Below are 18,129 nucleotides of genomic sequence, written 5' to 3'. Positions count from 1 at the left end.
CGCATCCTACTCCCCGTTTTGATAAAAAAGCAACAGTCGATCGAGCCAATTTGTTTCTTGCCGTTCAGTCGTCGATACTTTCACAGCTGATCCTATCGGCTCGTCGTAACGACGGTAATAGTTATATTCCTCGCTCATCCATACAATACTATAATAAAATAAAATCGTACATCCCGTAAATAAAAGAAACACTTTTAGCACGTCAACCATTCTTCTCATCGCATACCTCCGTCAACTGTCATATAGTAAGAGGATATGCCCGTTTCATCGCATTTTATACACATAAATGAAAAAACCTTTTCATAGACGAAAAGGTTTACTGTTCTTCATGCTTCTCTTGACAACGATAACAAATGCCGTGAAATGTTAGACGATGATCTTTAATTTTAAAATTCCAATCCCGTTCTACAATCGCTTCGACATCTTCTAATAAATCTTCTTGAATTTCATCAACCGCCCCACATTCAATGCACACTAAATGGTGATGAAAATGCGCCGCACCTTCCTTACGAAGATCGTAGCGGGAAACGCCATCCCCGAAGTTAATTTTATCGACAATTTTCAATTCTGTTAATAGCTCCAACGTGCGATATACTGTCGCTAACCCTATTTCCGGTGCTTTTTCTTTCACGAGGAGGTAAACATCTTCCGCGCTTAAATGATCTTCCTCATGTTCAAGCAACACACGTACCGTCGCTTCCCGTTGCGGCGTTAATTTATAGCTTGCGGCATGCAATTGTTTTTTAATTCGTTCAAGGCGACTTTCCATTTTCATTCCCTCCCTCGTTACTCATTCTCATTATAACAAAAGAAAGGAACGTGTCAAAATAAAATGATTATAAACTGATAAATAAAATGATTATTAAATAATAATTATTTTTCTATTAATTGTACAACTTCTTTCATGAGTAACGGGGATACGTATGCTTCAAGTGAAGATGCAAACACTAACGCGATGCTAAACGACAACATGACAAACGTATAACGAAGCATCGCTCGAAAAATTGGCTCATGCGTTCGTTTCACAAATTGATGTCGAATCATTTTTAAAGAAAACGAAATCGATATCGCCGCCATCATAATAAAAACGGGAACGAGAATAATATTTTGTGGGACGATAGATACGAAAGCTAACAAAAATCCGTTCCATCCCATTTGATTGACTAAAAATCCAACAGTAAAACCGACAACAAGCCCTTTTAAAAATAATAAAATTAAAATAATTGGTAACCCTACAAGCGACATCGCTAAAATCCACATCAGCCCAATATATTTTAAATTTTGTAAAAAACTTTCTTTCCATACGTCATGCGCACTTGCAATATGTCCCGCAGACACTTGTCCAAAAAAATTCGTTAAATAATAATATAAATCTTGTTTTTGACTGAAACTTAAACTATTGACAACAATCGCACCAAAAACAACGCCCATCACAAAAAGAACGACAGTAAATACGTATGTCGTATAATGCTCTTGTACATGCTGGCCCCATGTTGTCGTCCATGATCGCTTTCTCATCGCTCCATCCCCCTACACGTTCTGTTACTACATTGTATGGGAAAAGGATCGTGATATGACAAAAAGCGGTCGCAATGACCGCTTTACGCCTGCAATTGCCAATATAAAAGCGCATAAATCGTTTTTGCGTCATAAATTTGTTTTTCTTCGACCATGTTTAGCGCTTCTTCTAACGTCACTTCAAGCACATCGACAAACTCGTCATCATCAAGCATTTGCTTTTCGCTTTTTTTCGTTAACCCTTTCGCAAGAAATATATGTACTAATTCATCTGCAAACCCCGGTGACGTGTAAAAAGAGTGAAGTGGCTCCATTTTTTCGCATACATATCCTGTTTCTTCTTCTAGCTCGCGCTTCGCTGTTTCGATCGGTGCCTCTCCTTTTTCAAGCTTCCCAGCTGGAATTTCAACAAGCACGCGCTCTAACGCTTTTCGATATTGGCGAACGAGCACCATTTTATTTTCTTCTGTTATCGCAAGCACCGCAACCGCTCCAGGATGTTTGACAATTTCACGCTTGCTCGTTTCCCCGTTTGGCAACAACACATCTTCTACATATACGTCAATCACTTTCCCAGAAAATATGCGCTTTTGATTTATCGTTTTTTCATATAAATGATCCATCATTTCACCACCAAATTATTTTTCCTCTTCATTGTACTACATGAGCAAAGACAAATGGAAAACTTATTCGTTATAATGATTGAAAAGGAGTGATGACATGAAAAAACGGAAACTTGGACATTCCAACTTATATGTAAGTGAAATTGGCTTTGGCTGCATGTCGCTCGGTACGTCGGAAAACGATGCGATTCGCCTCATTCATGAAGCGATCGATCAAGGAGTAAACTACTTCGATACAGCCGATTTATATGATCGTGGGTTAAATGAAGAAATTGTCGGTAAAGCATTAAAAGGAAAACGACATGATGTCATCGTTGCGACAAAAGTAGGGAATCGTTGGACGGAACAAGGAAACGGCTGGACGTGGGATCCGTCAAAAGCATACATAAAAGAAGCGGTGAAACATAGCTTACGACGATTACAAACCGATTATATTGATGTATATCAACTACATGGTGGAACGATTGATGATCCGATCGATGAAACCATTGAGGCGTTTGAGGAGTTGCAACAAGAGGGCATCATTCGTTATTACGGCATTTCCTCTATGCGTCCAAACGTCATTCGCGAATATGTGAAGCGATCGCGCATCGTTTCTGTCATGATGCCGTATAGTTTACTTGATCGCCGCGCTGAAGAATGGTTTCCACTTTTGAAGAAACATAACGTGAGCGTCATTGCTCGCGGACCGCTAGCGAAAGGATTATTAACTGAACGTCCGATTGAAAAAGCAAGCGAAAATACGAAACAAAATGGCTATGTCGATTATTCGTTTGCCGAGTTAGTGACGCTCATTCCAAAATTAAAAGCGGTTGCTCCGAACGAAACGCTTACGGCAATTGCCCTTCGTTTTTGTTTAGCAAATGAAGCCGTAGCAACAGTCGTTCCAGGCGCAAGCCGATTATCGCAACTAATCGAAAACGTCGCTGCGCAATCAGTAACATTGAGCGATGAACAAATGGCTGTCTTAAAACAACTGACAAAACAAACGATGTTTACTGATCATCGGTAACCGAGGGCGTTCGCCCTCGGTTATTTAAATTTTCGCCAATCTAAGTCACTTTCTTCTAACCATTCGGCAAACGTTTTATTTTTTTCTCGCTTACGAGCTTCTTCTTTGCGCTTTGCTTCCTCTTCTTCTTTTCGTTTTTGTTCTTCTTCTTGCAGTTGCTTTTGTTTTTGCTTAAGCTGTGCGATCAGTTGCTCATTTAATCGATCTTTTAGCATAAACATCTCCCCCTTTCTCCAAACTAATCATGACTAAAACATAAAGGAGTGAACTTTTATGGCAAAAAATAAAAGCCAAAAAGGAAAGCCGACAGCCGATACGGTTCGTCCTGTCATTGCAAAGGAAGAATTAGAGAAAGCAATTCATCCGACAAAACGGCAAAATTCTCCGCAGTAAGAATGGGGACATTCGTCCCCTTATAAAATATCTGTAATATGCGGCATATGTTGTTCAATCCACGCAAGCGCTTCATCTAACTGCACGAACGATTGTGTTTCAAATGTCATCTCATCTTGCAGTAGCCAGACATCGCGTTCGTCGTTTGAAAATCCTGCAACGGACCAATGAAGTAAACTATACGGATGGTTATTGTACAAAAACGACACCCATGTTTTTTCCTTTACTATTTTTCGAAGACGATTCACTTGATCATTCACAACAATCACTCTTTCTATGTCAATTACGTATACATCCTTATTTTAACTCAATATCGGAAAATAAGAAAAGAGCACTTCTAAAACAAAAAAAGTTGCGATCTTTATAAGAACGAGATAGTATATACGATATACGGTATACAAGGAGGTGGAATATATGGCGAAAGTGCAAATTAAAGTGATGGATAACGGTTCATTTCGTGTGACTGGAGATGTTGAATTAATTGATATGGAAGGAAACAAGTTTGAAACAAAAGAAACATTTTCTCTCTGTCGTTGCGGACTTTCACAAAATATGCCATTTTGTGATGCAGCTCATAAAGGAAAATTCCAATCCGTCGTTCGCGCTCCGAAAAACGAATAAGCCCGGCTTTTATTCCGGGCTCGTCTTTTCAACGCTCCATAAGCGACATGCGCGCATTTAAAATTTGATTCGGGCTTTTTAATTGAAAACATCCTGCCCCATCGACAACATCAATCGTCATTTGTTCATCAAAGAAAATGAGCCGATGTTTTTCCATCCAAATCGGCATATCGTTTGTTTCAATCGCTACATCATGTTCGTCTAATTGCTCGACAAGCAGTAACATAGGCACTCCATTGACAGCACAACCACAATCATCTGTATCATATGCAAGCTTGACGTGCTTGTTTCCACGAACACGACGAAGTTGTTCGATCGCTCGTTCCGTGATCGTAATTTTCACCATTTACACCTCGCTTACTTTTTTAAAAATGCCCGTTTTCCCATTTTTTCGACGACCGATGGAAATAATTGATACACGCGACTTCCTATATGCATCCAAAACGGCAAATTCACTTCGCGCGTTGGAGTAAGCATCGCATCAACGACGCGCTTGGCGACAAATTCCGGACGAAGCATCCATCGTTTCACGTTTTTCACATATTCTCCGGACGTATCAGCGACAGTAAAAAAGTTTGTTTTGATCGGTCCTGGGTTCACAGCAGTGACAAAAATGCCATACATGGACGCTTCCATTCGCAAGCTATTTGTAAATCCAAGGACAGCATGTTTTGTTGCGGCATATACGCTCGATTTTGGCGTTGCGATTTTTCCTGCTTGAGATGCGACATTAATAATGTGGCCGGACCGCTTCTTCATCATATGTGTGTACACTTTTTTTGTACACGCGATCAATCCGAGCACATTGACATCAAACATTTGCTTCGCTTCTGAGAGATCGATATGCTCGACATACCGAAACACACCGAACCCCGCATTATTGACGAGAATATCGATATCGACGGACGCAAGTAATCGATCAAATACAGCATCTACTTCTTCTTGATTACTAACATCTAGCGATTCATATACGCAGGGGATGTTGTACGTTTGTTCAATATGTTGCGCAATTTGCGCCAATTTTTCTTTTGAACGCGCAAGCAATATCGGTATTCCTCCACGCTTAGCTACTTCGTATGCAATTTGTTCGCCAATGCCGCTCGACGCTCCTGTAATAACGACGTATTTCCCTGCTAATTTCATGATCTCACCACTTCGTACATATATATTTGATCGTCTTTTTCTTTTTTCACTGCTCCGATTGCTTCTAAATAATCGAGTTGACCGATCGTTTCGGACATCGTCAATAAAAATTCACGTTCATATACGGACGGAAAAAGCGCACGACATACGTCAAATGCCGTCATTGGCTTTTCACTTAACAATTGCCATACATATTGCGCACGCTCTTTTTGTTTTTCAAGCCGCTTTTCGACAAGTGATGCAACATCTGCCACATCTTCTCCATGTCCTGTAACGATCGTTGTAATGTCGTAATTCAGTAGTTTCTTTAATGAATCGTTATATTGCAAAAGTGGTTTCGGGCGCTCTTGTTCACCGATCGCAGGCGGCTCTAACAACGGATTAGATGAAATCGCAGCTAACAAATGATCCCCTCCGATCATCAATCCATCTGCTTCACGATATAATACAATATGACTTTGCGCATGACCGGGGGTTTCGATAACCGTCCAGCCTTCAATCATATCCCCTTCTTTCACTTCGTGAGTGAGCGAGCGCTCGCACGAAAAGCGGAGAGAGCGCCGAAAGTTTCCGAGTTTCGCGATCCATTCTTCCCCAATTCCACATTCAATTAAAAATTGCTCAAAATATTGTTGATGCCACGCAAAAAAAGCAGCATCTTTCGCAATCCAAGGTGCAGCTTTGCGATGGCCAATAACAGGAAGCGACGGAGGGAAATAATCAAGTAAACCGACGTGATCCGGATGGTGATGTGTAATGATGACTTGCTCAATATCTTCCGGTTTATAGCCGAGTTCACGTAATTCCCGAACGAAGACGTGCCACGCTTCTTCTGTTTTTACTCCCGCATCAATAAGCGTTAAACGGTCTCCTTTGACAATATACATATTGACATCGCCAACGGCAAATGGCGTTGGAACGACAATGCGATGCAACTGTTCCATTTTTTTCGGCTCCTTCATTATATCATCATAACTTTTCGTTTCGTCTGTTTATCAGTTTACACTTATTTTTTTCGTTTGTCATTTATTTTTATTTATTTATTAAAAAATTCAGAAAATAAAAACATAAAACCTATTGACAACGAGCTTGTTTTTCATGCATAATTGCAAGCAAATCATATATGTCTGAAGCGATGAATAGGGCCAGTACATGATAAATGGTAACAAGAGAGTGGAACCCATAGGCTGAAAGGTTTCATTACCCTCTTTATCATGGAACCTACCCTATGAGCAGTTAGGCAAACCTAACCGTCTTGCCGACGATACCGGCATAAGAGGTGGGCACATTGTGCCAACAAAGGTGGTACCGCGGAAATAAAGACCTTTCCGTCCTTTATCGGACGAAAGGTCTTTTTATTTTGGAGACGAGGAGGAGGAAAAAAATGACGATCACATTTCTCGGTGCAGGGTCGATGGCAGAAGCGCTCATTTCAGGAGTGACACAGACACTATATGAGCCGAAACAAATGATTGTAACGAATCGCTCTCGAATGGAGCGACTGACGTATATGCAACAAACATACGGGGTACGAACTGAAACGAATAAAGAACAAGCCGTCAAAGAAGCTAATATTGTTATTTTAGCGATGAAACCAAAAGACGTTGCAGAAAGCTTAACGCCAATCGCACATGCTTTTCATGAGCAACAACTTATTATTTCATTGCTTGCGGGAGTGACGACGGATACGATTGCATCGCTCATCGGAAAACAAATGCCTGTCATTCGTGCCATGCCAAATACATCGGCGGCAATCGGGCAATCTGCCACAGCGCTCGCACAAGGTGCCTATGCAACGGATAAACATGTCCACATGGCAAAAGAGCTATTTGAAACGGTCGGGATTGTGACGATTGTTGATGAAAAGCATTTGCACGCCGTGACAGGGCTATCGGGTAGTGGACCGGCGTACGTTTACTATTTAGTCGAAGCGATGGAAAAAGCAGCGGATGAAATTGGACTTGAGCGCGATATTGCAAAAGAGCTTATTTTACAAACGATTATCGGTGCTGCCCATATGTTAAAAGCAACAAACAAACATCCTTCCGTTTTGCGCAAAGAAGTAACAAGTCCAGGCGGAACGACAGAAGCTGGCATTGGGGTACTTGAACGTTATCGCTACCAAGAAGCGATGATTGCATGCATTAAACGAGCAACTGAACGATCAAAAGAACTTGGTGAAGCATTGCTTTCTTCCGTTCAATAGTGCAAGTTGTTTTTCTTTTCCAAGTGCGCGTGGTATCATTTTTATGGAAGATACTACGGGAGGGATTTAATATGTTATTTTCACCATATACGATTCGAGATGTTACCTTTAAAAACCGCATTGTTATGTCACCAATGTGTATGTATGCGTGCGATCGCGAAGATGGAACGGTGCACAACTGGCATCTCGTTCATTATGCAACGCGCGCGGTCGGGCAAGTCGGGCTCATTATTGTGGAAGCGACAGCTGTGACGCCACAAGGACGAATTTCAGCTCGCGATTTAGGGATTTGGGATGATAACCATATCGACGGCTTGCGTACGCTTACTACGCTCGTTCATGAACAAGGGGCAAACATCGGCATTCAGCTTGCCCATGCCGGCCGAAAGGCAACCGTTTCTGGTGAAATTATTGCACCATCCCCGATTCCGTTTGATGAAACGATGCGAACACCAAAAGAAATGACAAAAGCGGACATTGAAGAAACGATCCATGCGTTTCAACAAGGTGCGCGACGCGCCAAAGAAGCGGGATTTGATGTCATTGAAATTCATGCTGCTCACGGCTATCTCATTAACGAATTTTTATCGCCGCTCACAAACAAACGAACAGACGAATACGGTGGAGAAAACCGTTACCGCTTTTTAAGTGAAATCATTGAAGCAGTGAAAGAAGTATGGAACGGACCGCTATTTGTCCGTATTTCCGCACACGATTATCATCCAGACGGGTTAACAGTGAAAGACTACGTCGAATATGCAAAACAAATGAAAGCACAAGGCGTTGACCTCATTGACGTCAGCTCTGGCGCCGTCGTCCCGGCAAAAATTGATGCGTATCCAGGTTATCAAGTGCCATTTGCGGAAACGATTCGCCGTGAAGCAAACGTGCCAACTGGTGCGGTCGGACTCATCACGTCTGGCTTACAAGCGGAAGAAATTTTACGCAATGGCCGTGCTGATCTCATTTTTATCGGTCGCGAGCTTCTTCGCAACCCATATTGGCCAAAAACAGCTTCAAGCGAACTCGGTATATCGCTTGAAGCGCCGAAGCCGTATGTCAGAGGGTGGTAAAACAGCTTCAAGCGAACTCGGTATATCGCTTGAAGCGCCGAAGCCGTATGTCAGAGGGTGGTAATTCAGAGCATTGACCAGTTGCTTTAACTTTGCGAAAATTTATCATGAGATAACATAAATAAGGGTGATACATGTGAAGGCGGAAGAGTTCATGAAAGCTTTAGACGAAATGGATAATGCGGAGCGAATTAAATTGCTATCATGGCTTTTCGACAAATACTTTGACAATAGACCTCCAAAAGATGTCATTGAAAAAGAACTAGAAAAAGAAATATGGGGAGAAGACGATGAGTAATCTAGGAAGACGTGGCGAAGTATGGTTTGCGGAAATAAAAGGAAAACGAAGACCTGTTCTCATCGTATCTGGCCATGATGTTGTCGTAGAATTAGACAGAGTGATTGCAAATATTACAAGTCAACAAACACGAAACAAATATGATGTCGTCTTAGAGTATTGGAAAGAAGCAGGATTAGACAAACCGTCCGTTGTTAGGTGTTCAAAAATCAACACCATTCATTACCGAGAGCTTCTTTTTAAGATTGGAAACATTCATGAACATGATCTAAAAAGAGTAATGGAAACGATTAGAAACTATTTTTCCTACTGATGTTAGTAAAAAAGAGGCTGACCCAAAAGCCCTCTAGAAAGCGGACTTTTGGAGTCAGCCCCTTGTGTTCAGTCAAATGATTCTGTGTTTTTAGTAAAATATTGGATAATCAACACTCGTGGTGCAGCAAAACAAAACATTCCCATTGATGCCGTGAAAAAACAGCCCCATGTGACATAAGGGGTACCCTGTTTGTCTCTTTTTTAAATGGTAATTATTGTTATAAGAATTACTCAACTACAGTTACTTTAAAGTGCATGTATATAATTTTTTCGGATCAACATCAAGTGCTTTCTTAAATACTTTCTATTTCAACATCCGACTTTATTTTTAAAGCTTTATTTAATGCTTTTTTTAAAATAGTTATTAAATCTTCCCCATCACTTGTAACAAAATAGTTAGATAAGTCTGTGATTTCATCACTTATATTATCTCCCCATGGAGGTGTTTTTGAAAGGTCTTCAATATCCCAAACGACTTGTGATGGACTGTAATTTTTCAAACTTTCTTGAATTTCATCTATTTCTTTAATAACATCTTTAATATATTTATACTCCAGTTTACCATTATATAGCTTTTTTAATAAAAAAGGATACTTTGTTCCCCAACCATTCGGCTCTAAATGATAGCTTACTGTTGAAAAAAACGAATGTAAAAAGTCACCATGACCAATTGGATACCAGTAATATTTTACTTTCAAACCTACAGCCAATTCTACCACCTCACTCATTAGTTTTAAATCTAATATTTACTTTACCATTTGTTTTCTTCATTATTCTATCATACAAATCATCTAGTATTTCTTCCGATACGTTTTGTCCCCGTATATCGATAATAACAGTTTGTTTAGTACCTCTCGGCAAATCACTTAATCGTTTTTCAACTTGGGTAGAAATATTGTTTACTAATCTGTTTCTATCACTTGGAGTAGTAATTTTATAATTTTTTACCTCTATACTAAATCCTTCTCTATAAAAATCCGGTCTTGAGCTTCCTTTTGTCCCATAAGGTACTTCTTTTCCGTTTTTGAAAGACTTTTGAGCACTGTATTCTGGATATTCCTTTCCTATGTCAATTTCTGATTGTCTCCAAGACGGTCTAGCATTACCCGTACCCTTAATAATACTCACAGCCTGATCTAATTTTTTCGGATCAACATCAAGTGCTTTCTTAATGGCATTTGTTACTTTTGCAATGCTCTTTAGATCACCCAGTCCCGGAATAAAACCAACTAACGCTTCCGCCACATCTTTTGCATTGGATTTCGGATTGCTCAACACTTGATATAAGCGATAAGCATCTTTGATCGAGCCTATCCCCGGGACAACATCGGTCAACACATCGATTAGTTCCTTTGTTGCGGACCATCCTTTGTCACTTTTGTTTTTTGAAGCCGTGTATATGTTCTGTGACAGATTATGACCGACGACAGTACGAATGTCTTTGTCCATATTATACAAAGATAGCCGAATTTGTCGAGTCAGCGCTTCTTCTTTTGCTTTCTTTACATCGTTTGATTTTTGTGCTTGTTGAGACGCTTCTTGAACTTCTTTTTTTCTCATTTGCACCGCGTCTTTTTCTAATGGTTTGAACGCAGCCTGGAGCGCATCTTTCATGCTCTTTACAGGGTTATAGAGCGCAGTTTCTGTTTGATTTCCTAAATTTCTTGAAGCTTCCCTTTTGATAAAATCAATAGGGTTATAAACTGTATTTCCAATCGTGTTTCTTACTGGATTAATCGCTGCGATTGATGTAGACGATTCGTATGCCTTTCGTGCTTCTTGACTAATATGTACGGTGTCTTTTGAAATGGATGTTTGACTTGATTTAGCTGGGCTATTTTGTGGATGGTTGACTTTTTCTATTTTTGGCACCGTATTTGTCACATGAGTATTCACTGTACTTAAATAACTACTGCGTGTCATCACAGCACTGACCGATTTTGAAATCGGCATGCTTCTCACCTCTCACACATTTTCTTGTCTCTTGCATCTATTATAATTGTAAATAATCGAACATTTTTTTCGATATTTTTTATTCGACATTTTTCTATTTCAATCGACATTCCAAAATTGTTCTGAACAAGAAAAAAATCTTATGTCGGACGTACTGTACGACCAGTATGAGTTTTCGTAAGGAGCTGGTCTGTATCATCGACCAGCCCTTTTTTATTCCGCGCTTTTTTTCAGAACTGGAAACGATGAGAAATCGAAAGCAAGTGACACGTTCGGAAAAATCGTTTTCGCTTCTTCAACGAGCTCGTCACACATCTCTCCTTGATACCGGGAACTAATATGTGTCAAAATGAGTTGCTTTACTTCCGCTCGTTTCGCTACTTCCGCTGCTTGCAACGTCGTTGAATGATAGTAATCATGCGCTAAATGCGCTTCTTTGGCACGAAATGTTGCCTCGTGGACAAGGACGTCCGCTTGTTTCGCCAATTCCACACTCGCCTCACAATAACGCGTATCTCCTATAATCGAAACAATGCGTCCTTTCTTTGGCGGGGCTACAAAGTTTCGTCCATCAATGACAGTTCCATCATCTAATGTGACAATCTCCCCTCGCTTAATTTGTTGATAAATTGGTCCTGGGCGCACGCCAAGTGCACGCAATTGATCAACGAGCAACGTGCCCGGTAAATCTTTTTCAACGATTCGAAAACCGTATGAAGGTAAACCGTGATCAAGCAATTTCGCTGTAACAATAAACTGTTCATCTTCAAAGATGACACCTTCTGTAAACTCATGAATATGCAAATCATATTTTAACCGCGTACCGCTAACCGCTAAGGCAGTTTCAACAAACGAACGAATACCAGTCGGACCGTAAACAAAAAGAGGAGTTTCTCCCCCTTGAAATGAGCGACTTCCAAGCAATCCGGGCAAGCCGAAAATGTGATCGCCGTGTAAATGAGTAATAAAAATACGTTCAATGCGTCGCGGGCGAATAGACGTATGTAAAATTTGATGTTGCGTCGCTTCACCGCAATCGAACAGCCATGTCGCTCCTCTTTCTTCTAATAACTGAAGGGCAACCGCCGATACGTTTCTCCCTTTCGACGGGACACCAGAGCCCGTTCCTAAAAACAATAATTCCACGCTACAAACTCCTCTCTTTTCTTTAATCGGATAAAACATTTGCGTTTACCACAATAAACCTCTAAAATTACATTATCATGAACCTTTCAAAAAATGAATAAAAGTGAGGTATATGGTCCGTGAATGACGTACAACCAAAAGCGACAATTGTTATTTTTGGCGCAACTGGCGACTTAGCAAAACGCAAATTATTCCCATCTATTTATAAACTTTATCAAAAAGGAAAACTTTCTGAACAGTTTGCGGTTGTTGGTGTCGCCCGTCGTCCCCATACAGATGAATCGTTTCGTCATTACGTAAAAGAAACGATTGAAGAAGCAACAAAACAAGAATTAATGGATGATCCATTTATTTCTCATTTTTACTATCATTCATTAGATGCAACAAATACAAAATCATATGAACAATTAAATGAATTATTAACGCGGGTGGAAGAGCAATTTCATATTCCAGGCAACCGCATTTTTTACTTGGCGATGGCACCTGAGTTTTTCGGAACGATTACATCGCATTTAAAATCAGAAGGACTGACAGCAACAAACGGCTGGACGCGATTAGTGATTGAAAAACCGTTCGGACATGATTTGCAAAGCGCACAAAAGTTAAATGAAGAAATTCGACAATCGTTTTCCGAGGAACAAATTTTCCGGATTGACCATTATCTCGGAAAAGAAATGGTACAAAACATTGAAGTCATTCGCTTTGCGAACGCGATTTTTGAACCGCTTTGGAACAATCGCTTTATTGCCAATATTCAAATTACATCAAGCGAAACGCTCGGAGTGGAAGATCGCGGTCGTTACTATGATCATTCTGGTGCGCTTCGCGATATGGTGCAAAACCATATGCTACAAATGGTTGCCCTTCTCGCAATGGAACCGCCAATTAAGCTGACAACAGATGACATTCGCAGTGAAAAAGTGAAAGTGCTTCGCGCGCTTCGTCCGATGACACATGATGACGTCGATAACTATTTCGTGCGCGGGCAATACGGACGCGGCATTGTACGCGGGCAACAAGTCGTCGGGTATCGTGAAGAACATAGCGTCGATCCACATTCTAATACGGAAACGTTTGTCGCAGGGAAACTAATGATCGACAACTTCCGCTGGGCAGGTGTGCCATTTTACATACGAACAGGAAAACGAATGACTGAAAAATCAACGAAAATTGTTGTGCAATTTAAAGACGTACCGATGAATTTATATTATCGCACGAGCGAATACGTTCATCCGAATTTGCTCGTCATCCATATTCAACCAGATGAAGGAATTACGCTTCATTTAAATGCGAAAAAAAGCGGTGAAAGCATGAAAACGACGCCAATTAAGTTGGATTACTGCAACAATTGCATCGACGGCATTAATACGCCAGAAGCGTATGAAAAATTGTTATATGACTGCATGCGCGGCGATGCGACAAACTTTACCCACTGGGACGAAGTCGCTGCGTCATGGAGCTTTGTCGACCCGATTTCTGAAGTATGGGAAAATACGAAAGCGGTTGACTTCCCGAACTACGAAGCTGGCTCGATGGGACCGAAAAAGGCAGATGAGCTATTGCAAAAAGACGGCTTCCACTGGTGGTCGCTAAACGGAACAATGTAAGGAGGAAATAAACATGAAAATGTACGATGTCACTGCTCCGATTTTTGAAGGGATGCCGGTGTATAAAAATAAGCCGGAAAAACAACCGAAGCTAACGACCGTCACGAACGATTACGTCACCGAATCGCGCATCGACATGGATGTGCATACCGGTACGCACATTGACGCACCGCTCCATATGGTAAAAGACGGGGAGACTTTTGAAACGATTCCGCTTGAAAAACTTGTCGGCTACTGCAAAGTATTAGACGTCACAAACGTCAATGATCGCATTACAAAAGAAGATCTCATTCATTTTGATATTCAAGAGAATGATTTTATCTTATTCAAAACGAAAAACTCATTCGACGATGCCTTTAACTTTGAATTTATTTACGTTGCCGAAGATGCTGCTGCATACTTAGCCGAAAAACGCATTCGCGGCGTCGGTATTGATGCCCTCGGCGTCGAACGAAACCAAGCGGGACACCCAACGCATAAAACGCTGTTCGGCCATGGCATTATCGTCATCGAAGGACTTCGGCTAAAAGACGTTCCAGCAGGCGAATATTGGATGGTCGCCGCTCCCCTCAAACTCGTCGGCACCGACGCCGCCCCAGCGCGTGTATTATTATTTGAACAATAAACAATCCCCCTCGTGGTGAGGGGGATGTTACTATCTATAATTGTATTAAATGGGAGGGGGAAATATGCATAAGCATTTGCCGATGGAAGAAGAAGTGATGGACATGCTAATTGGGGGGTTTTCTTTTATCATGTCCATTGCAGTCATGACAATTGTATATCTTTGGAGAAACAATCGAGCGCAACAGGTAGCTTTCTTATGGATTTTTTGTCATTTTTTCTTGCTTTCCATTGGTGTATTTTTTGCATTCAAAGCCATTTCTTTCGACCTCGAGCATGCACAAGCATCGGTAGAAATTTCGCTTCTTTTAGGCAAGGCAGGAATATCATGGGGTGCGAGCATGATTTGCTTATTAATCGGGATTAGGAAACTGACAAGCAAGACAAAGCAATAATATCCCCCTAGAGCAAATTGCCCTAGGGGGTGTTCGTTTATTTCAACCATTCGGTATGGAAAATGCCTTCTTTGTCGATACGCTCGTATGTGTGCGCACCAAAGTAGTCGCGTTGTGCTTGGATAAGGTTCGCTGGCAATGTATCCATTCGATAGCTGTCGTAGTATGCTAAGGCGCTAGCGAACGCTGGTACTGGAATGCCGCGCATCGCTGCGGTTGCAACGATTTCGCGAAGCGATTGTTGATAGTTTTCAACAATGTCTTTAAAGTACGGGTCAAGCAATAAGTTTGGCAGCGCTGGATCGCGGTCGTACGCTTCTTTAATTTTTTGTAAAAATTGCGCACGAATGATGCAGCCACCACGGAAAATCATTGCGATATTGCCGTATTGTAAATTCCAGTTGTATTCTTCCGAAGCAGCTTTCATTTGCGCAAAGCCTTGGGCGTACGAGCAAATTTTGCTCATGTAAAGCGCGCGGCGAACGGCTTCAATGAAGTGCGGGTGATCACCCTCATACGGCTTCACTGCTGGACCTGCTAATAGCTTGCTTGCTTTCACACGTTCTTCTTTCATGGCGGAAATAAAGCGAGCAAATACCGATTCCGTAATAATCGGAAGCGGAACGCCTAAATCGAGCGCGTTTTGGCTCGTCCATTTTCCTGTTCCTTTTTGTCCTGCTTTGTCTAAAATAACATCGACGAGCGGCTTGCCTGTTTCTTCATCGATTTTTGTAAAAATGTCTGCCGTAATTTCGATTAAATAACTATCTAATTCTCCTTTATTCCACTCGGCAAATACTTCATGAAGCTCTTGCGCGTTTAAGCCAAGCACATGTTTTAATAAAAAGTACGCTTCGGCAATTAATTGCATATCGCCGTATTCAATGCCGTTATGCACCATTTTTACGTAATGGCCTGCACCGTCTGGACCGATATATGTCGTGCACGGCTCGCCATCGACTTTGGCGGCAATCGCTTCAAAAATCGGACGGACGAGTTCATGCGCTTCTTTTTGTCCCCCCGGCATGATGGAAGGTCCTTTCAGCGCTCCTTCTTCTCCACCAGAAACGCCTGTACCGATAAAATGAATACCAAGCTCAGCAAGTTCTTTATTGCGGCGTTGTGTATCTTTAAAATACGTGTTGCCGCCATCAATCACGATATCGCCTTTTTCTAAATACGGCTTTAGTTGCTCAATAGTTGCGTCTGTTGCCGCACCTGCTTTTACCATTAATAAAATTTTGCGCGGTTTTTCAAGTGCGTTGACAAACTGTTCGATGCTATATGTACCGACGATGTTTTTCCCTTCCGCCTCTTTTAAAAACTCGTCTGTTTTTTCGCGTGAACGGTTATATACGGCAACGGAATATCCACGGCTTTCAATGTTAAGCGCCAAGTTTTTTCCCATGACCGCTAAACCGATCACACCAATTTGTTGTTTCGCCATAGCAAACGTTCCTTTCTATATTTTGATTGTTCAAAAAAGAACATACCATAATCATCTTTTCTCGTTCAAGTGTTCTGTTTCTCATTTTTTATATGTTCTTTAATCGTACTTGATCCTTCTAAATGATCGAACAATATTGTCGGATCAATGACGGTAATTAGCCGATCAGGCAAGTTCGCAATGCCGATGAAATATGGCGTTTGTTGATAAGCGAGCATATTCACTTGCTTCATCATATGTGATGGGATATCAATAATTTCTTTTGCATCGTCTACAATAAACGCGACATATACATCGTCTGTATGCACAACGATGAGGCGCGTTTTTTCTGTTTCCGTATATGGACGGCGATATAAAATTTGCGACGTATCAAGCACAGGAACGAGTTCACCGCGAATGCGCACAACACCGAGCATATACGAAGGCATTCCCGGAATGATCGTCGGATGGCTCATTTTTTCGATGGAAACAACATGTTCAACCGGAATGGCATATTGTTCATTCGCAAGTTGAAAAACGACGACTTTCTCCATCGTCTCACCCCCTTGTCGCTACTTCCTCAATAATGGCGAGCACCATCTCCGTTGCTTTGACAAGTTCTTCAATTGGCATCCGTTCATTTGTTGTATGAATGTCTTCATAACCGATCGCTAAGTTTACGGTTGGAATGCCAAATCCTGCAATGACATTCGCATCGCTACCGCCACCGCTACGCAACAGCTCATGTGGACGACCAATTTTTTCAGCCGCTCGCTTCGCTACTTCAACAACATGATCCCCATCTCCAAATTTAAATCCTGGGTACATCACTTCCACGTGAACATCTGCACGACCACCCATTTCTTCCGCTACTCGCTCAAACGCTTCTTTCATTTTCGCGACTTGCGCTTCCATTTTTTCTGGAACGAGCGAACGCGCCTCTGCTAAAATGTCAACGCGATCGCAAACGATATTTGTTTGTGTTCCACCTTCAAAACGGCCGATGTTTGCGGTTGTTTCTTCATCGATGCGCCCAAGCGGCATTTGCGCAATCGCTTTCGCGGCGATTGTAATTGCTGATACGCCACGCTCTGGTGCAACACCGGCATGAGCCGTCTTTCCGTGAACGGTCACTTTCAACTTTGCTTGCGTCGGAGCAGCAACGATAATTTGTCCAACTTTTCCATCGCTATCTAGCGCATATCCAAATTTCGCTTGAATGAGCGACGGATCAAGCGCCTTCGCCCCAACGAGCCCAGATTCTTCTCCAACAGTAATAATAAATTGAATTGTGCCGTGCGCAATTTGTTTTTCTTTCAACACTCGGATCGCCTCAAACATGGCGGCAAGCCCTGCTTTATCGTCCGCTCCTAAAATCGTTGTCCCATCTGTCACAATATATCCATCTTGAATGGACGGCTTGACCCCTTTTCCTGGCACAACCGTATCCATGTGTGATGTAAAGTAAATCGGATCTATCCCTTCTTTTGTCGCAGGCAATGTGCAAATTAAATTTCCTGCACCATGACCTGTTTGTGCTGTCGTATCATCTTCAATAACGTGTAAACCGAGCGCTTCAAACTTCGCTTTCAGCACATCTGCAATGTCACGTTCATATTTTGTTTCGGAATCAATTTGCACAAGCTCTAAAAATTCATCAACTAAACGTTGCTCATTGACCATCATGCATCCTCCTATGTATGTACTCACTTTTAAGTATAACGAAAATTCCTTCATATGGCGATGAACATGTACACATAATTTTTTTCTTTCATT

Annotated in this window: 23 protein-coding genes and 1 pseudogene; 9 read left to right on the top strand and 15 right to left on the bottom strand. The window is 41.5% G+C overall.

All coding sequences use genetic code 11. The features are described from left to right. Nucleotides 1-6: 6 nt before the first annotated feature. From JV16_RS04160 to JV16_RS04145, 4 genes are all read right to left on the bottom strand, one after another. Nucleotides 7-219 carry a YqzK family protein gene (locus JV16_RS04160; RefSeq protein ID WP_042534370.1) on the bottom strand — a complete coding sequence of 71 codons (213 nt, stop codon included), beginning with the start codon at nt 217-219 and terminating at the stop codon, nt 7-9. A 97-nt stretch (nt 220-316) separates the two neighbouring features. Further along, nucleotides 317-769, bottom strand: coding sequence for a ferric iron uptake transcriptional regulator (fur, locus tag JV16_RS04155; protein WP_009373818.1), 453 nt, complete (start codon nt 767-769; stop codon nt 317-319). Between the two features lie 104 nt (nt 770-873). Further along, on the bottom strand, nt 874-1,518 hold the full coding sequence (gene spoIIM / locus JV16_RS04150) for a stage II sporulation protein M (protein WP_021095886.1): 645 nt from the start codon (nt 1,516-1,518) through the stop codon (nt 874-876). Nucleotides 1,519-1,601: 83 nt separating this feature from the next. After that, complete coding sequence (locus JV16_RS04145; RefSeq protein WP_009373823.1) at nt 1,602-2,141, bottom strand: NUDIX hydrolase; 540 nt, start codon at nt 2,139-2,141, stop codon at nt 1,602-1,604. 97 nt (nt 2,142-2,238) lie between these two features. On the opposite strand from JV16_RS04145, the gene JV16_RS04140 reads away from it, so the two are divergent. After that, entirely contained in the window at nt 2,239-3,153 is a 915-nt protein-coding gene (locus tag JV16_RS04140) for an aldo/keto reductase (protein WP_021095885.1), read from the top strand. A gap of 20 nt (nt 3,154-3,173) precedes the next feature. Here JV16_RS04140 and JV16_RS04135 read toward each other — a convergent pair whose 3' ends face one another. Continuing rightward, on the bottom strand, nt 3,174-3,374 hold the full coding sequence (locus JV16_RS04135; RefSeq protein WP_035063623.1) for a DUF3886 domain-containing protein: 201 nt from the start codon (nt 3,372-3,374) through the stop codon (nt 3,174-3,176). Nucleotides 3,375-3,566: 192 nt separating this feature from the next. Then, on the bottom strand, nt 3,567-3,806 hold the full coding sequence (locus JV16_RS04130; protein ID WP_009373834.1) for a YqkC family protein: 240 nt from the start codon (nt 3,804-3,806) through the stop codon (nt 3,567-3,569). Between the two features lie 154 nt (nt 3,807-3,960). On the opposite strand from JV16_RS04130, the gene JV16_RS04125 reads away from it, so the two are divergent. Then, nucleotides 3,961-4,167, top strand: coding sequence for a CDGSH iron-sulfur domain-containing protein (locus tag JV16_RS04125; RefSeq protein ID WP_009373835.1), 207 nt, complete (start codon nt 3,961-3,963; stop codon nt 4,165-4,167). 28 nt (nt 4,168-4,195) lie between these two features. On the opposite strand, the gene JV16_RS04120 is transcribed toward JV16_RS04125, so the two are convergent. From JV16_RS04120 to JV16_RS04110, 3 genes are read right to left on the bottom strand one after another with little or no spacing between them, the layout of a single operon-like run. Then, complete coding sequence (locus JV16_RS04120; protein WP_042534368.1) at nt 4,196-4,513, bottom strand: iron-sulfur cluster biosynthesis family protein; 318 nt, start codon at nt 4,511-4,513, stop codon at nt 4,196-4,198. A gap of 11 nt (nt 4,514-4,524) precedes the next feature. Further along, a complete protein-coding gene (locus tag JV16_RS04115; RefSeq protein ID WP_042534366.1) occupies nt 4,525-5,310 on the bottom strand; it encodes an SDR family NAD(P)-dependent oxidoreductase in 786 nt (261 codons plus the stop codon). Then, the gene (locus JV16_RS04110; protein ID WP_042534364.1) at nt 5,307-6,254 is read right to left on the bottom strand and encodes an MBL fold metallo-hydrolase; all 948 of its coding nucleotides are present in this window, start codon (nt 6,252-6,254) and stop codon (nt 5,307-5,309) included. Before JV16_RS04110 ends, JV16_RS04115 begins: the two co-directional genes overlap by 4 nt. Nucleotides 6,255-6,694: 440 nt before the next feature. Between JV16_RS04110 and proI the strand changes: the two genes are divergently transcribed. The 4 genes from proI to JV16_RS04095 all read left to right on the top strand — a co-directional run bounded on the left by proI (nt 6,695) and on the right by JV16_RS04095 (nt 9,200). After that, nucleotides 6,695-7,516 carry a pyrroline-5-carboxylate reductase ProI gene (gene proI, locus JV16_RS04105; protein WP_042534362.1) on the top strand — a complete coding sequence of 274 codons (822 nt, stop codon included), beginning with the start codon at nt 6,695-6,697 and terminating at the stop codon, nt 7,514-7,516. A 71-nt stretch (nt 7,517-7,587) separates the two neighbouring features. Continuing rightward, nucleotides 7,588-8,589, top strand: coding sequence for an NADPH dehydrogenase NamA (namA, locus tag JV16_RS04100; RefSeq protein WP_042534360.1), 1,002 nt, complete (start codon nt 7,588-7,590; stop codon nt 8,587-8,589). Between the two features lie 154 nt (nt 8,590-8,743). Continuing rightward, nucleotides 8,744-8,887 (top strand): hypothetical protein, encoded by a 144-nt coding sequence (locus tag JV16_RS15710; RefSeq protein WP_162484112.1) that lies wholly within the window; start codon nt 8,744-8,746, stop codon nt 8,885-8,887. Continuing rightward, nucleotides 8,880-9,200, top strand: coding sequence for a type II toxin-antitoxin system PemK/MazF family toxin (locus JV16_RS04095; RefSeq protein WP_042534358.1), 321 nt, complete (start codon nt 8,880-8,882; stop codon nt 9,198-9,200). The genes JV16_RS15710 and JV16_RS04095 overlap by 8 nt, the downstream gene beginning before the upstream one ends. Nucleotides 9,201-9,495: 295 nt before the next feature. Here JV16_RS04095 and JV16_RS04090 read toward each other — a convergent pair whose 3' ends face one another. The 3 genes and pseudogenes from JV16_RS04090 to rnz form a co-directional block, all read right to left on the bottom strand. Beyond that, entirely contained in the window at nt 9,496-9,912 is a 417-nt protein-coding gene (locus JV16_RS04090) for an immunity 70 family protein (protein ID WP_042534356.1), read from the bottom strand. A 10-nt stretch (nt 9,913-9,922) separates the two neighbouring features. Continuing rightward, nucleotides 9,923-10,318, bottom strand: a pseudogene (locus tag JV16_RS16150) (pre-toxin TG domain-containing protein); the annotation flags it as partial. Nucleotides 10,319-11,368: 1,050 nt separating this feature from the next. After that, nucleotides 11,369-12,301: a ribonuclease Z gene (gene rnz / locus JV16_RS04080; RefSeq protein ID WP_042534354.1), complete on the bottom strand. Its 933-nt coding sequence runs from the start codon at nt 12,299-12,301 to the stop codon at nt 11,369-11,371. Nucleotides 12,302-12,420: 119 nt separating this feature from the next. Between rnz and zwf the strand changes: the two genes are divergently transcribed. The 3 genes from zwf to JV16_RS04065 all read left to right on the top strand — a co-directional run bounded on the left by zwf (nt 12,421) and on the right by JV16_RS04065 (nt 14,927). After that, complete coding sequence (gene zwf, locus JV16_RS04075) at nt 12,421-13,908, top strand: glucose-6-phosphate dehydrogenase (RefSeq protein WP_042534352.1); 1,488 nt, start codon at nt 12,421-12,423, stop codon at nt 13,906-13,908. Between the two features lie 13 nt (nt 13,909-13,921). Further along, complete coding sequence (locus JV16_RS04070) at nt 13,922-14,533, top strand: cyclase family protein (protein WP_042534350.1); 612 nt, start codon at nt 13,922-13,924, stop codon at nt 14,531-14,533. 64 nt (nt 14,534-14,597) lie between these two features. Beyond that, the gene (locus JV16_RS04065; RefSeq protein WP_042534348.1) at nt 14,598-14,927 is read left to right on the top strand and encodes a hypothetical protein; all 330 of its coding nucleotides are present in this window, start codon (nt 14,598-14,600) and stop codon (nt 14,925-14,927) included. 37 nt (nt 14,928-14,964) lie between these two features. On the opposite strand, the gene gndA is transcribed toward JV16_RS04065, so the two are convergent. The 3 genes from gndA to JV16_RS04050 all read right to left on the bottom strand — a co-directional run bounded on the left by gndA (nt 14,965) and on the right by JV16_RS04050 (nt 18,036). After that, nucleotides 14,965-16,374, bottom strand: a complete 1,410-nt coding sequence (gene gndA / locus JV16_RS04060; RefSeq protein WP_042534346.1) for an NADP-dependent phosphogluconate dehydrogenase — start codon at nt 16,372-16,374, stop codon at nt 14,965-14,967. A 65-nt stretch (nt 16,375-16,439) separates the two neighbouring features. Continuing rightward, complete coding sequence (locus JV16_RS04055; RefSeq protein ID WP_042534344.1) at nt 16,440-16,907, bottom strand: chemotaxis protein CheW; 468 nt, start codon at nt 16,905-16,907, stop codon at nt 16,440-16,442. 4 nt (nt 16,908-16,911) lie between these two features. Then, on the bottom strand, nt 16,912-18,036 hold the full coding sequence (locus JV16_RS04050) for a M20/M25/M40 family metallo-hydrolase (protein ID WP_042534342.1): 1,125 nt from the start codon (nt 18,034-18,036) through the stop codon (nt 16,912-16,914). Between the last annotated feature and the right edge of the window lie 93 nt (nt 18,037-18,129).

Origin of the sequence: Anoxybacillus ayderensis (genome assembly GCF_000833605.1) — a bacterium.
Classification (GTDB): Bacteria; Bacillota; Bacilli; order Bacillales; family Anoxybacillaceae; genus Anoxybacillus; species Anoxybacillus ayderensis.
The sequence above is the reverse complement of the archived record's forward strand: the minus strand, read 5'-3'. Positions and strand labels throughout refer to the sequence as shown.